This window comes from Streptomyces sp. NPDC017056 (genome assembly GCF_044332485.1).
Classification (GTDB): Bacteria; Actinomycetota; Actinomycetes; order Streptomycetales; family Streptomycetaceae; genus Streptomyces.
On sequence record NZ_JBIRPD010000015.1, the window covers coordinates 136346 to 150371 of the forward strand.

Below are 14026 nucleotides of genomic sequence, written 5' to 3' on the forward strand. Positions count from 1 at the left end.
CTTTTGTGAACGGCGGGTCCGCACGCCGGAGGCCCGGCGCCGCAAGCGGACGCCGGGCCTCCGTACGGGACGGCTGCGCGCGATCAGGAAGTCGGCAGCTTCGGCGACCAAGCGGTCACGGACAGCGTGCCGTTATCCACCTCCTGATCGAACGGGATCACGCTGTGCGAGTTGCTGCCCGTGGGCGAGACCTGGAGGTACTTGGCGTGCGCGGTGCCCGCACCGGTGTGCGTCCACACCAGGTCGGCGTAGGCGCTCTTGCCCGGCTTGAGCGTGACCCGATGCACGCCCGGGTCCTTGGCGAAGTACGTGTCGCCCTGCCGCACCCGGGTCTTCAGCGCCGTGTGCCCGGCGCCCTCCAGCGCGAGCCCCGGGTACCCGGAGAACGAGCAGGTGCTCGTGCCGGTGTTCACCACCCGCAGGTACGTGCCCGCGTGATTCATCCCGGCCTGGCTGCCGCCCGCGTCCGTGGTGGTGACCTTCAGCGTCCCCGGCTGGCACGGTGCCGCTCCGGCCTGGCCGGTGCCGGCGGCGGACGCCGCTCCCGCGCCCGTCCCCGCGGCAAGGGCGACGGCGGCGGCAACGGCGGCAGCGGTACGCAGACCACGCATGGTCGATCAACTCCCTCTTCTCCGGCACACCGGAGAAAACGATCGGTAGTGCACCGGCCCGCCTGCCCCGCACGCGCGGTTCGATACGTGCCGGACACGGGCGATCCCCTTCCGCGGGCGCCCGTGCCGGGGCGGCGGGCCGGTGCGTTCCTCCCTGAACCCGCAGACACCACCCTGGGCGCCGGCGCTGTCGATCGGCTAACACACGGCTAACGCCCTGGGGCGGCGCCCTTCACGTACGGCGGCGCCGCCTCCAGTACGCCACGGTGAGCGCCCCCAGCAACGGCCCCCACAGCAGCAGCGGTGCATAGCTGGCATAGAACACCGACGCGCCCAAAGCGGAACCCATCGTGGGGAAGTCCGAGGGGAGCGGTTCGCCGGTGAGCGTGACCCCGCGCGCTTCGGAGACGGCGGCAACGGTCCACAGGGCCGTCAGTGCCACGGCCCCGAGCGCGGCGGGTACGACGGCGCCCGGCACCGGGACCCGGCGCCCGCCCACCAGCGGGAGCCACCGCGGGAACACCTCTCCCCACGTGGCGACCAGGCCGACCGCCGTGAACGCCACCGCCTCGGAGACGAGCGACAGAAGGCACACGTACACCTCGACCGGCAGCCAGGACGGCAGCGCGCCGCCCTCGGCGCCGGCGCCGTCCGGCGCGAGGAAGACGACCGTCACGATCCGCCAGACACTGGACGGCAGCACGAGGAAAGGGATGCCGTACGCGGCGACGCGGGCCCAGCGCGGAGCGCCGGCCACGGGGGCGTGCGCGGCCGTCCAGGCGGCACGGAGCCGCCCGGCCCGGGGCGGCGTCACGGTGTGGGTGGGGTGGGTGGTCATGGGCTTCCTTCGGTCCGGCGGGCGGTGTGTGCCCTTCCGACACGAAGATCGCAGGCACCTCGCACCCCGCGGATCATCAGCGCGGACGAACCGCCTCCCCCGCGCGGGGGAGACGGCTCGCCTGCCGCGCGTCAGTTCATGGTCGACCCGATGGGGGCGCCGCCGGTGGTCAGGAAGGTGGTCGCCGGGAGCGAGCCGTCCGCCCGGCGGGCGCCGTACGCGGTGCGCGCGTCGGTGGACCTGAAAGCGGGCGTCGCCACCCCCCTGTCCCAGTTGTTCCCTGCCGAGGCGGCGGCGGAGCCCAGCTTCGCCGGCTGGTCGCCGTTGGCGACGGCCAGGTTCTTCGCCAGGCGGCCCTTGCCCTTGGCGAAGTAGAAGCCCGCCTTCTTGTTGGCGTAGGCCGTGTTGCGCCGGAGGACGGTGGCGCCGGGATTGCTGTTCTCGGTGAAGCCGTGCATCGCGTTGTCCCAGGCCGCGTTGTTGCTCACCACGTGGGCGGCGACCGTACCGCCGCCGCCCAGCTTGAAGCCGTTGCCGTTGCCCTCGAACGCGGGGTCGTTCCAGCGGTTCTTTCCGTTGCCGTACGCCCAGGTGTGCTCGATGGTGACCGTACCCGCGAACTTCCACAGGTCCAGCCCGTCGTCCGCGTTGCCGGACAACCGCGCCCCGGTGATCCGGTTGCCCTGGCCCGAACCGAACTTCACGGCGATGCCGTCGGCGTTCTGGCCGTGCGTGGCCGGGTCGAAATTGCCGTGGCTGTCCAGGTTCTGCACGAGGTTGTCGTTGGTGCCGTCGCCGCGCAGCGTGAAGCCCGAGTCGCCGTTGTCGGCGGTGACCAGGTTCTTGAAGACGCCGCCGGTGGACGAGGTGGCGACGAAGCCGTGGGCGGGCGACTTCCGGAAGGTGAGGTTCTCGACGGTCCAGTAGTCGCCGGATATCCCGGCCAGCCAGGACCCGGCGGGCAGCTTCGAGCCGTCGATCCGCACCTGCTCGTTGCCGTACGCGACGAGGGAGATGCGCGCCGTGGGAGTGCCGTCGGCCGAGCTCTTCAAGGAGCGGGTCGGGTAGTACGTACCACCGCGCACCTGGATGGTGGTGCCGGCCTTGGCGCGCGCGACGGCGTCCTGGAGAGCCGCCGTGGAGGAGACGACGACGGTCTGGGAGGCCGCCCCTGCCGTACCGGGGGCGAGCGCCAGCCAGACACCTCCCGCACCGGCGGTCACGGCGACGGCGGTGGCGAGGGTCATGGTGCGGGTCCTGCGGTGGCGGCCGGTCCTGCTGCTCACGGCGGTGGTTCCTTTCGTGGGGGACAGGTGCGGAGCGGCCGCGTGGGTGTCGCGTCCACGCGGCCGCTCCCCTCCTTGTCGCCGCCGTGCGGAAGAAGGTTGCCGCCGGCACGGAAGTCCGTTGGCCGCTCGTGGGCCGGGATGGATACTGATCTTCATGCGTATCGACTTCGACCCCGAACAGTACGACCGGCAGGGCTTCTACCGGTTGCTCACGGCGACCGTGGTGCCGCGGCCCATCGCCTGGGTGTCCACCGTCTCCGCCGACGGCGTGGCCAACCTGGCCCCCCACTCCTTCTTCAACATCGCCTGTGTCGCGCCGCCCGTCGTGCAGTTCTCGGCCGTCGGGCGGAAGGACTCGCTCCGCAACGTCGAGGAGACCGGGCAGTTCGTGGTGAACTTCGCGCCGGAAGAGCTGGCCGCGCAGATCAACGAGACGGCGACCGACTTCCCGCGCGGCGTGAGCGAGTTCGACGCGGTGGGCGTGACCGCCGAACCGAGCCTGCGGGTGAAGCCGCCGCGGGTCGCCGCCTCGCCCGTGGCCTTCGAATGCGAACTGCACAGCACGATGCGGCTCGGCGACTCCACCGTCGTCTTCGGCAAGGTGGTGCACGCCGTCGTGTCGGAGGAGGTCATGACCGACGGGCACCCGGAGATCAGGAAGCTGCGGCCGCTGTCCCGGCTGGGCAAGGACGAGTGGGGCACGCTCGGCGACGTACGGGAGATCTCCCGTATCCGGTACGCGGAGTGGCAGGGACCGGCCGCACAGGGCTGAGCGGGCGGCGCCCCGGGGCGGCGGTGCGCGGGAGCCGGGAGCGGCGGGGGAGTAGCGCGTTTCCACCCCCTCTCCCTGCCGTCCACTTCCGCAACACCCCGGTCTCCGAGACTCTTCGGTGACCCGGCCCGCAGGCGTAGCGGGCCACCGGCCACTGGAGACGCGATGACGAGATCGACGGGCTGCCCTGCCGCCGCACCGGGCCTCTCACCGGGCGCCGCACCCGGCTCCGCGGGCGTGGCACACGCCGCCGTGGGCCCCTTCAGCCGCCGCGCCGCACTCCGCGTCGTCGCGGCGACGGCCGTCGCGACGCCCGCCCTGGCGTACGGGGGCGGCGCCGCGCACGCCGCCCGCGGCGACCGGAGGCTGCGCGCCATGACGTTCAACCTCCGGTACGCCTCGGACGAGCGGCCCAACTCGTGGCCCGAACGGCGACCGGTCATGCGCGACCTGCTGCACCGCGCGGCGCCCCACCTGCTCGGCACGCAGGAGGGCCTCTACCACCAGCTCCAGGACATCGCGGAGGACCTCGGCGAGGACTACGCCTGGCTGGGTACGGGCCGGGCCGGCGGCAGCCGCGACGAGTTCGCGGCCGTCTTCTACGACGTCCACCGGCTCGCCCCGGTCGAGTACGACCACTTCTGGCTGTCCGACACCCCGTATCTGATCGGTTCGGCGACCTGGGGCAACACGGTGATCCGGATGGCCACCTGGGTGCGCTTCCGCGACCTGCGGACCGGCGGCCAGTTCTACGCCCTCAACACCCACCTCGACCACCTGAACCAGTACTCGCGCGAGCGCTCCGCGACCCTGATCACCGACCGGCTGCGCGCGCTGGACCCGGCGCTGCCCCGCATCGTCACCGGCGACTTCAACGTCCCCGCCCACCGGAACCCGGTCTACGACACGATGCTCGGCCGGGGCGCCCTCGTGGACAGCTGGGACACCGCCGAGTCGCGCAGCACGCTGTACGCCACGTACCACGGCTACCGGCCGCTGCAACGCGACGGCGAACGCATCGACTGGATCCTCACCTCGCCGTCGGTCCGCACGCACCGCGCCGTCATCGACACCTACTCCGAGGACGGGCAGTTCCCCAGCGACCACCTGCCGGTACGGGCGGTGCTGGAGCTGCCCGAGGCGGGCAAGGGGTAGCCGGTCCGCCCGTCAGTCCGGCCGGATCCGGGGGCCGCTGCCGCCACCGCGTACCCGGATCCCGGCGAGCAGGTCGTGCGTCGCGGCCGCCACCGCGTCCACGGCCTGCTCGAACACCTCACGGTTGTGCGCGGCCGGCGCGCGGAACCCGGAGACCTTGCGGACGTATTGCAGAGCAGCCGCCCGGATGTCGTCCTCGGTCACCTCGGGGGTGGCGGGCGGTCGGAGAGTCCTGATGCTGCGGCACATACGTCCAGTGTGCCTCCGGGGCCCCGCTACGCCAGGCCGGTGACCCGCAGCGTGATGTTGAGGCGCCCGCTCGCCAGCCCGGTCGCGGGGTCACTGGTCCCCGGCCGTACCTTCGGCACCCCGTGGTACGCGAACCGCGACGGCCCGCCGAAGACGAAGAGGTCGCCGGAGGCCAGCTCGATGTCGGTGTAGGGCCGGTTGCGGGACTCGGTGTTGCCGAAGCGGAAGACGCAGGTGTCGCCGATGCTGAGCGAGACGACCGGCGCGCCGGACCGTTCGTCCTTGTCCTGGTGCATGCCCATCCTGGCCTGGCCGTCGTAGAAATTGACCAACGCGGTGTCCGGCGCGTAGCCGTCGCCCGCGGCCGCGTCCTCGTACGCGTCGACCAGCGCGGCCCGCCCCAGCTCGGCCAGCCAGCCGGGGAGCCCGGCGACGCGGGCGCCGTTGACGTCGTCGGCGGTGCGCTTGTAGGTGTACGGCTGCCAGTGCCAGCCGAGGCACACCGTCTGCACGGACATGACACCGCCGCCCGGCAGCCGGGTGTGCCGGATCGGCACCGGCCCCCGCGCCCAGCCGCGGCACGCGGCCACCAGCTCCCGCTGCCGCTCCAGGGGCAGCCAGCCGGGAACGTGCACGGCGCCCGGCGCGGGCCGGGCCCGCAGGCGCTCCGTACCGCCGAAGCCGGGCAGCGGCATGGTCACGAGGACATCACTCCTGGTCGGGGCGTGGCATGCGGGTCATACGGACCCGGCCACCACGCCTTCCGGGCCCGGCCCCTTCCGTTCCAGTTTCCCCTACTCGCCCGGCTCCGCGATCAGCGCGGTGGCGACCCGCCGGAAGCCCAGCCGCTCGTAGATCCGCGCCACCTCGTCGTTGTTGGCCGACAGGAACACGGTCCCGACGCCCCGCGCGCGGGCGTCGGCCACCAGCGCCGCGGTGACCGCGAGCCCGAGCCCGCGGCGGCGCGCGCTGGGCAGCGTACCGACACCGACGACCTCGCTGACCGCGCCGACCGGCTGATGCCGGCCCGCGCAGAGGGCCGAGCCGTCCTCCTCCGCCACCGCCACCACGGTGTACCCGTTCCGTATGCGCTCGGCCACCCCGTCCACCGAACCGTCCTCGACCAGCTCCCGGGCCGTCTCCGCCAGCTCCCGGGCCCCCGCCTCGCCCACCAGGGTGTCGGGCTGCCCGAAGGCGACGTGCGGTACGGCGACGGCGTACGCCAGCGCCGGATCACCGGCCTCCAGCACCCGCACGGTCACGCCGTCGGCCGTGCCCGCCGGGTCCGGCGCCCCGCCGCCGTCCAGGTCGAGGGCGAGCAGCGGGTGCTCGTGCACCGCCAGCCCGGTCTCCTCCACCGCGATCCGCAGCCCCGGCGTGGTCTCGGCGACCCACTCGAAGCTCTCGGGCGCGCCCAGCTCCCGCTGCCTGGCCCGGACCCGGTCCACCCCGGCGGCGCTCGCCGCTTCGCCCGTCCACCCCGGAGTCGGCCGCGCGTAGTACGGCCAGCCCCGCCCCTCGCGTACGAAGAGGGTCAGCGCGCCGAAGTCCTCGGCGCGGGCGGCGCTGCGCGGGACCGCGTCGTAATACACCTCGATGCGGGCGAGCAACTGATCCAACAGGGCGTCGGCGCGGCGGACGGCGTCACTTTCGGCAGGGTTCACGTGCGCATACAAGCAGCAGTGCGCCACGGGCCGCCAACGAATTCCGATGCGCGGCCGTACGCCGCGGCCGGCTCCGGATCAGGCGGCCCCGACGGTGGTGCGGCGCATCGCACGAGTCCATATCTCCAGCAACCGCGCGTACTCCGCGCGGTCCTCAGCCGTCCACGACCGGCCACGGCGGGCGCGCACGAACCGCCGGATCGCTTCGTTCGCGTCGGCGGCCACGGGCGCACCCATGGGAGGGGGAGGAATCGGGGACATGGCGTACATGCTAGGGGCGGGCACTGACAACGAACCCTCCCCGGAGCGCGCCCGGTTGCCGCACCGCCGCGCCGGCGCGACACGTGCAGCGCACATATGCGGCTGACCAGCGAAGACCGGTAAGAGCCCGAAGCGCGGATTGCTCCCTATGTGTCCAGCCCCACACCGTCCGTCCCCGCGCGGTCGGCTCCCGTGTCCGCCCCACCCGCCGCCACGGCCCCTGTCACCCGTTCGGCACCCACCGCCCACATCACCGCCACCGTGAACTCCGAACGCCGCACTTCCGCAAGGAGCCCGGAATTGCGGGCGCACGCCGGAATTTCCGCCTGCGCTCTTCCCGCACCAGCCTCTTTCGCTCTATAGGCCAACCGGGTATATCGCCAGAAAACTCGCGTTTCTCCTTTCATATGACCGGCCGCCGAGGGTTCAATCGGCAGTGTCAGTCACTCTCAGCACGCCTCAAAGGAGGATGTTGGTATGCGTTCTGTCATGCGTCCGCTTTTCGTCGGCCTCGCGGTGGTGGGCCTGTCCGCCGCCGGCGCCGTCGCGGCCCAGGCCCATGGTCACGACGACGACCTCGTGAACATCAGCAAGTACACCAGCGCGCCGAGCTACGCCTCGCACAACTGGGGCAGCGGCAACTGGAACTCGGCAGCCCGATTCGGGGACCTGGAGCAGGACTAATTGCTCCAGCGCGCCTTGATGGCGGGCACATCCGGCACCTCACCGGGTGTGCCTGCCGGCCCGCGACAGGAATGGGCGAGGCGCCTCTCCCGCCTCGCCCGCCGTTCCTCGCCCGACGACGTGACGGCGCCCCGGCAGGACCGGGGCCGCCCGCGCGCCGTCGCCCGCGGCCCGCACGATTGATCCCCCGGGCATTTCCTCCCCAACTCTCTTTCAGCGGCTCCGAAATGGGTATCACACAGGAAACTCACCCCCACTTGTGTGCCCCGGAGCCGCAGATGCAGCATGCCCAGCCGCCCATGCCCGGCGACATCGGCCTCACCCAAATAAGCGGCGACGTCGGCCGCTTGATCCGTATCGGCCAGTGGCTGAACGGCAATGGCTTCGGTGAGTATCAGCACGCCTTCCTCGTGCTTACCGACGGCATGCTCATCGAAGGCGAACCCGGCGGCGCCGTCATCCGCTCCTTGTCGGTCTACGACGGTGCGAACGTGCTGTACGTGTGCCCGGAAGGACTCACCGACAGGCAGCGCGACGCGGTCTGCGCCGCGGGCCGCCGCTACGAAGGCGTCCCGTACAGCTTCCTCGACTACCTGGCGATAGCCGTCCACCGCCTGCGCCTGCCCTTTCCCGGCCTGCGCCGCTATGTGGCCGCCACCGGACACATGATCTGTTCCCAACTCGTCGACCAGAGTTACCACGACGCGGGAATCCGTCTTTTCGACGACGGCCGCTGGCCGGGCTACGTCACCCCCATGGCCCTCTACGGCCGCCTGGCGGGCTGACCCGGGCCCTCTCGTGCCGGAGCGTCCAGGGCCGGTGCGTCCAGGATGCGGAGCAGGGGGATCAGCGTGAGCGCGGTGAGCACGGCGGCCAGGGCGAACACCGCGCGTGGGCCGGCCAGTTCGGCGAGCCCGGCGGCCAGCGCGGCCCCCAGCGGCATACCGCCCCAGCCGAGACACCTGACGGCGCCGCCGATCCGGCCCAACTGACCGTGCGGGACCAGGCGCTGGCGCAGGGAGACGACCTCCACGTTCCACAGCCCGCTGCCCACCCCTCCGAGGAACGTGGCGCAGGCGATCGCCGCGACGTCGGCACTCACGCCGGGGGTGCCCAGCATGACGACGCCGGCGACCACGTCGGCGGCCAGTATCCAGCGGATCCCCAGGGCCCGGGCCAGGCGCGGCGCCAGCGCGGCGCCGAGCACGGCACCGGAGCCCAGGGCCGTCAGCAGCAGCCCGTAGCCGGTCGGGGACAGGCCGACCGGGCCCTGGACGGTGTACACGACCAGTACGGCGAGCCACGCACTCCAGCAGCCCGCCATGACGGTGCTCATCAGCGTCAGGGTGCGCAACGGCCGGTTGCGCCACAGGATGCGCAGCCCTCCGGTGAGCAGGTGCCGTCCTTTTCCGGCGGCGTCCGCGCCGGGTGGCGGGCCCGCCGGCCGGAACCTCCCGCGCAGCATCAGCATGGCGCCGGCCGCGGCGAGGTAGAGCCCGCCGGCGCCGCCCGCGGCCCACACCGGGCCGACGGCGATCAGCAGTCCGCCCAGCGGCAGCCCCACGAACTCGTTCAGCACCGACTCCGTCCCCCGTATCCAGGAGTTCGCCCACTCCAGTCGGTGGCGCGGCACGACCGAGGGGACGAGCGCGGTCGTGGCGATGTCGGCGACGGCCTCGCCGACCGCGAGACAGAACGCGGCCACGTAGAGGAAGCAGAGGACGAACAGGGCGGCGGCGCCGAGGAGCAGGGCGGTCGTGAGGGCGGCCAGTACCGCCGCGCGCACGAGGTTGCAGAAGACGATCAGGTGGCGCCGGTCCATGCTGTCGACGAGCAGGCCGACCAGCAGCGGGGTCACCGCCCAGGGCAGGGTGTGCGCCAGCTTCGCCCCCGCGACCAGGCCCGAGGACGCGGTCAGCTGTACGGCGAGCAGCGGGACCAGGGCCAGCACCAGTCCGTCGCCGAGGTTCGCCGATGCCGTCGCGGCCCACAGGCGCGCGAAGACCCGGCCGTCCCCGTTCTGGTCGGGACGGCCGGATCGGCGCTGGGCCGCTGGTGTCAGCACAGAAGGGCGAACGTGGCGCGGGTGAACGTGCCTTCGCCGTGGGCACGGACGGTGTGGGCGAACGCCGCCCGGGCGTTGGCCGGCGCCGGCACCGTGGTGGGCGCGTCCGTGAGGTACGCGGACAGCAGGCCGCGCACCTGCTCGCCGACGCAGTTGACCCCCTTGTTCTTCAGGATGGTGTCGCCGAGTGCGCCGCCGACGCCGTCGAGGGACTCGCCGGTCCACGCGGAAACCGCGTATTTCTTGCCCGCCACCTGCTCGAAGAAACGGACCTGGGCCCGGCCTTCGCTCTCGGTGAGAAGAATGAAAATGCGACGCTCGGTGAGCTCCATGCTGAGCGAGTCCACCTTGCGCAGGATGGCCTCCGGGTCGCCGTACAAGTCGTGTACTTCCGGAGTCCAGGAGTACTGCCGGCAGGGCGCTGCCAAATCGGCGGCGCCCCGCTCGGGTGATTTCTGCTGGGGCGTGGGACTCATGGTATATCCCCTTCCTCTGCTTCCGGCCGACTGCCCGGAAGGGCAACCGTCTTCAGATTTCCGGATCCGGCGCAGAAGCACAATTGCAGGTTTCGCATGGCTGCTATACCGTCCGGACATGCGTGGCCCGCCGGGTTTACGTGTACTCGTCGAGATTGCCGAATCCGCAAAAGGGCGCAATTGCGGGTTTCGGTTGAGTGTTATACCTTCCGGGCATGCGGGACCTTCATCGCCTGCGCGTACTCGTCGAGATCGCCGATCGCGGGTCGATGTCGGCCGCGGCCAGGGCGCTGTCCTTCAGCCAGCCCGCCGTCTCGCGGCAGATCGAGGCGCTGGAGCACGAGACGGGTGCGCAACTCGTCCAGCGGCTGGGCCGTGGCGTGCGGCTGACCGAGGCGGGCGCGCTGCTGGCGGACCGGGCCCGCGGCATCCTGTCCCAGGTCGTCGCCGCCGAACAGGAGCTGCGGGCCATGGGCGGACTGCGCGGCGGGCGGCTGCGGATGGGCGGCTTCGCCAGCGCCAACGCGTACCTCCTGCCGCAGTCGCTGGCGCGCTTCGCCGAACACCACCCGCAGGTGGGGCTCTCCCTGTCCGGTTCGACCACCCGCCATCACGCCGCGGACCTGCGGTCCGGGCTGATCGACATCGCGCTGGTCACCGGCTGGGACCTGGCCGGGGAGCAGACCTGCGGGCTGGACGTGCTGCCGCTGCTCGAAGACGAATTGTTCCTCGCCGCCGCCACCGACAACCAGGCCGCTCGTGACAAGTTCTCCCCGCGTGAACTGTGCGACCTGGCGGGAGAATCGTGGATCGAGGGAACCCATCCGGACTGCCTCGGTCCGCAGTCGCAATTCAAGGGTGCACTCGGGTTCGAGCCGCAGGTCCATTTCCAGGTCGAGGGCTGGCATGCGGTCAGCCGGCTGGTGGAGATGTCGGCCGGCGTCACACTCGTTCCTGGGTTGCTCGCGGCAGTAGTGGAAAATTCGCTCTGCATTCTCTGGCTGGACAATTCCCGCCGCGCCGGGTGTATATTGCACTCCCCGAGGGGCGGCACTCGCCGGCGGCGGAACGCATGGCCGGTATTCTGCTGGAAGTGGCACGCAAGGAGCGCGAAATGGTTTCCGGCACGGTCGGCCGCTGATCGGACCAGGAACGGAACCGAAAGGAATACGCGGCCATGGACGCTCGGTTACGCGCGGTCTGCGACCTGATGATCGAGCAAGTGCGGGAACAGGCCGGCCTGCACGAATACGACGGCCGCGTCCAGGATCTCTCCCCCGGCGGCATCCGCTCCGGACTGGCCAAGCTCGGCGCCCCCGTACCCGGCGCCCGCGAGCCGGCCCCCCGCCCCGCCTCGGCCGACCCCCACGACGCCGCTCACCTCCGCGTCTTCGAGACGGCCCTGCGCACGGTCTACGGCGACCTGGAGATGCACCGCCGCAACCCGCTGCCCCACCTCCTCAACCTCGACCTGTGCTGCTACGACCGGGAGTACGCCCCGGCCGCCGACCGGGCCCGTGCCAAGCGCACCCACCTCGCGTCCTGGCCCGACGCGATCGACGGGTCCGTCCGCTCACTCGACCAGGTCGACGCCCCCACGGCCCGTGCCGTGCTCGACACGGCCGGCAGCCTCACCTCGGTCATCCCGCCCGGACTGGACGGCACCGGCATCGCCGTACGTGCCCGCGACGCACACGGGCGGCTGATGGCGTGCCTCCGGCACGCGGCCGCCCACGGCGACCCGCGCTCCGCACTCGGCGAGCGGGACCTCGCCCTGCTCATGGGCGCGCCCGAAGGGCTCGACGTCAGCCTGCCCCGGCTGGCCGACCGGGCGGACCGGGAAACGGAACGGCTGCGCCTGCTGTTGCGCGAGGGCTGCCACCGGCTGGACCCCGGCCGCCGCCCGCACGACCTGGTGCGCGATCTCGTACGGGAACACCCGCCGGCCGGCGCCGTACTGGACCGGGCGCGAGCCGTCACCGCGGAGCTGATGGCCTTCACCCGCGCCCGTGCGCTCCTCCCGCACCTGGACGGCGAGGTGCGGGTCGGCCCCACGCCGCCGGCACGGCAGGACACCTGGGCCATGATGGCGTTCGCCGCGCCGGGGGAGCCCGACGCCCCCTCCTGGTACCACATCACCTTGCCGGGGCCCGGCTGGAAGCAGGAGGACGCCGAGGAGTGGCTGACCGTCTTCAGCCCGGCCGTACTGCCCGCCGTCACGGCGCACGAGGTGGTGCCAGGACACTTCGCGCACGCCCGCTCCTTGCGCCGGGCCGCCGGTCCCGTCCGGCAGATCCTCCAGTCCCTCACCTTCATGGAGGGCTGGGCCCACTACGGCGAAGAACTGATGGTGGAGGAGGGCTTCCGGGCCGCCGACCCCCGCTTCGCCATCGGCGTCTGCATGGAAGCACTGATCAGGGTGGTCCGGCTCGCCTGCGCGATCGGTGTGCACACCGGAGCCATGGACGTGCCGGAGGCCGCCCGGCGCTTCGAGGCGGACACCTACCTGTCGGGCCGGGCGGCCCGCGCGGAGGCCGAGCGCGCCACCTTCGCCCCCACCTACGGCCGCTACACCTGGGGCAAACTCGCCCTGCGCGACCTGCGGGACGAGGCCCGGCGGCGCTGGGGAAACGTTTATTCCGCCTTGCGTTTCCACAGCGCCGTTCTCGCGCTCGGCTCCCCGCCGCTGGGCCTGCTGCCGGCGGCTCTCACCAGGTCACGGGAATCCCGGCCGGCATGATGGCCATGCGGTTCGGGTGCCAGGGGACCTCTTCCGGCGGTACGGCCAGGCGGATGCCGGGCAGGCGGTCGAGCAGGACGCGGAAGGCGACGTCGGACTGGCGGCGGACCAGGTGGGCTCCGGGGCAGTGGTGACGGCCGTAGCCGAAGCGCAGATGCGGGTTGGGGGAGCGGGCGGGGTCGAAGGTCTCCGGGTCGGAGAACGCCGCGGAGTCGTAGTTGACCGCGTCCAGGGAGAGCAGGATCATCTCGCCCTCCTTGACCCGGGCAGGCCCGAGTTCGGCGTCGCCGGTGACGAAGCGGGGAATCGCGTTGCCCAGGACGACGCTGCACCGCAGCAGCTCTTCCACGCACTGCGGCATCGTCTCCGGCCGCTCGCGCACCGCGCTCATGACGTCGGGGCGCTGGAGCAGGTTGAAGGCCGCCACGCCCAGGAAGCTGGCGAAGTCCTCGTAGCCGCTGACGAAGAGGACGGCCAGGATGTTCGACAGCTGCCGCGCCGTCAGCCCTTGCCGCGCGGCGTTGAGGTCGGCGAGGCGGTCCGCGAGGCCGCGCGGCGCGCCGGGGCGGCGGCCGTCCATGTGCGCCTCCATGTACGCCCGGATCTCCTCCCAGTTGCGGGCGAGATCCTCCTGGGAGGGCGTGACCATGGTCAGGTCCAGGTCGGCCCGTACGGCGAGCCAGTCGCGGTCCTCGAAGGGCAGGCCGATGAGCCTGCACATGCACTGGGCGGCGACCCACTCCGCGAAGCAGCGCTGGAGGTCGCCGGGACTGCCGTCCCCGACCATCGCGTCCAGCCCTTCGCCGGTGATGCCCGCGACCCAGTCGGCGGGCAGTTCGGGCTGGTCACGGCCGAGGGACCGGAGCACTTCGTCGCGTAACCCGGCCTTTTGCAGGTGGTTCATGGCGTCGAGCAGTTCGGGCGCGAGGATCGGGGCGTCCTGCCCCGGGCTGTCCGCCTCGGCCAGCACGGAGCGGGAGTAGAAGCGGTCCCGCAGTACGTGCTGGGCCAGCTCGTAGCCGGTCACCAGCCACGCCTGCTCACCGGAGTTGGTGCTGACCCGTGCCACGGGGCAGCGGCTGCGCAGCTCGCCGAGTTCGGGGGCGAGCCGGTCGCCGCGCGTGCTGAACGGGTAGTGGGGGAGGGGCTTGTCGTGCGGGCATTCCTCGGATGCGGGCGCCTGCCATGCGGTCACGTGGTGCGGGCCTCTTTCCTGGGGTCG

Annotated in this window: 16 protein-coding genes; 6 read left to right on the forward strand and 10 right to left on the reverse strand. The window is 72.2% G+C overall.

Translation table 11 applies throughout. From position 1 onward, the window contains the following. Positions 1-83 precede the first annotated feature (83 nt). The 3 genes from ACH4OW_RS26525 to ACH4OW_RS26535 form a co-directional block, all read right to left on the reverse strand. Positions 84-611, reverse strand: coding sequence for a DUF4232 domain-containing protein (locus ACH4OW_RS26525; RefSeq protein ID WP_398030325.1), 528 nt, complete (start codon positions 609-611; stop codon positions 84-86). 232 nt (positions 612-843) lie between these two features. Next, positions 844-1449 carry a hypothetical protein gene (locus tag ACH4OW_RS26530; RefSeq protein ID WP_398030326.1) on the reverse strand — a complete coding sequence of 202 codons (606 nt, stop codon included), beginning with the start codon at positions 1447-1449 and terminating at the stop codon, positions 844-846. Positions 1450-1580: 131 nt separating this feature from the next. Next, positions 1581-2735 carry a right-handed parallel beta-helix repeat-containing protein gene (locus tag ACH4OW_RS26535; protein ID WP_398030327.1) on the reverse strand — a complete coding sequence of 385 codons (1155 nt, stop codon included), beginning with the start codon at positions 2733-2735 and terminating at the stop codon, positions 1581-1583. A 157-nt stretch (positions 2736-2892) separates the two neighbouring features. Between ACH4OW_RS26535 and ACH4OW_RS26540 the strand changes: the two genes are divergently transcribed. After that, positions 2893-3510, forward strand: a complete 618-nt coding sequence (locus tag ACH4OW_RS26540; protein ID WP_398030328.1) for a flavin reductase family protein — start codon at positions 2893-2895, stop codon at positions 3508-3510. Between the two features lie 165 nt (positions 3511-3675). Further along, the gene (locus tag ACH4OW_RS26545; RefSeq protein ID WP_398030329.1) at positions 3676-4665 is read left to right on the forward strand and encodes an endonuclease/exonuclease/phosphatase family protein; all 990 of its coding nucleotides are present in this window, start codon (positions 3676-3678) and stop codon (positions 4663-4665) included. Between the two features lie 12 nt (positions 4666-4677). Here ACH4OW_RS26545 and ACH4OW_RS26550 read toward each other — a convergent pair whose 3' ends face one another. From ACH4OW_RS26550 to ACH4OW_RS26565, 4 genes are all read right to left on the reverse strand, one after another. Further along, positions 4678-4914, reverse strand: a complete 237-nt coding sequence (locus ACH4OW_RS26550) for a DUF2277 domain-containing protein (RefSeq protein WP_398030330.1) — start codon at positions 4912-4914, stop codon at positions 4678-4680. A 26-nt stretch (positions 4915-4940) separates the two neighbouring features. Continuing rightward, a complete protein-coding gene (locus tag ACH4OW_RS26555) occupies positions 4941-5609 on the reverse strand; it encodes an alpha-ketoglutarate-dependent dioxygenase AlkB family protein (RefSeq protein ID WP_398030398.1) in 669 nt (222 codons plus the stop codon). 99 nt (positions 5610-5708) lie between these two features. Continuing rightward, entirely contained in the window at positions 5709-6578 is an 870-nt protein-coding gene (locus ACH4OW_RS26560) for a GNAT family N-acetyltransferase (RefSeq protein ID WP_398030331.1), read from the reverse strand. A gap of 78 nt (positions 6579-6656) precedes the next feature. After that, complete coding sequence (locus ACH4OW_RS26565; RefSeq protein WP_398030332.1) at positions 6657-6839, reverse strand: hypothetical protein; 183 nt, start codon at positions 6837-6839, stop codon at positions 6657-6659. 477 nt (positions 6840-7316) lie between these two features. Here ACH4OW_RS26565 and ACH4OW_RS26570 point away from each other — a divergent pair, with 477 nt between their 5' ends. Both ACH4OW_RS26570 and ACH4OW_RS26575 read left to right on the forward strand, forming a co-directional pair. Continuing rightward, complete coding sequence (locus ACH4OW_RS26570) at positions 7317-7523, forward strand: hypothetical protein (RefSeq protein ID WP_360129836.1); 207 nt, start codon at positions 7317-7319, stop codon at positions 7521-7523. A gap of 278 nt (positions 7524-7801) precedes the next feature. After that, positions 7802-8308: a hypothetical protein gene (locus ACH4OW_RS26575; protein ID WP_360129839.1), complete on the forward strand. Its 507-nt coding sequence runs from the start codon at positions 7802-7804 to the stop codon at positions 8306-8308. Here the strand turns inward: ACH4OW_RS26575 and ACH4OW_RS26580 are convergent. Together ACH4OW_RS26580 and ACH4OW_RS26585 are read right to left on the reverse strand one after the other, a co-directional pair. Then, positions 8287-9588, reverse strand: a complete 1302-nt coding sequence (locus tag ACH4OW_RS26580) for an MFS transporter (protein ID WP_398030333.1) — start codon at positions 9586-9588, stop codon at positions 8287-8289. The two genes, ACH4OW_RS26575 and ACH4OW_RS26580, sit on opposite strands and share 22 nt — an antisense overlap. Further along, positions 9582-9920, reverse strand: a complete 339-nt coding sequence (locus tag ACH4OW_RS26585; protein ID WP_398030334.1) for a hypothetical protein — start codon at positions 9918-9920, stop codon at positions 9582-9584. Before ACH4OW_RS26585 ends, ACH4OW_RS26580 begins: the two co-directional genes overlap by 7 nt. A gap of 359 nt (positions 9921-10279) precedes the next feature. Here ACH4OW_RS26585 and ACH4OW_RS26590 point away from each other — a divergent pair, with 359 nt between their 5' ends. Beyond that, positions 10280-11275, forward strand: coding sequence for a LysR substrate-binding domain-containing protein (locus tag ACH4OW_RS26590; RefSeq protein ID WP_398030335.1), 996 nt, complete (start codon positions 10280-10282; stop codon positions 11273-11275). Continuing rightward, positions 11242-12804: a DUF885 family protein gene (locus tag ACH4OW_RS26595; RefSeq protein WP_398030336.1), complete on the forward strand. Its 1563-nt coding sequence runs from the start codon at positions 11242-11244 to the stop codon at positions 12802-12804. The genes ACH4OW_RS26590 and ACH4OW_RS26595 overlap by 34 nt, the downstream gene beginning before the upstream one ends. Here the strand turns inward: ACH4OW_RS26595 and ACH4OW_RS26600 are convergent. Then, complete coding sequence (locus ACH4OW_RS26600; RefSeq protein ID WP_398030337.1) at positions 12773-13999, reverse strand: cytochrome P450; 1227 nt, start codon at positions 13997-13999, stop codon at positions 12773-12775. The genes ACH4OW_RS26595 and ACH4OW_RS26600 overlap by 32 nt on opposite strands. Positions 14000-14026: the final 27 nt, after the last annotated feature.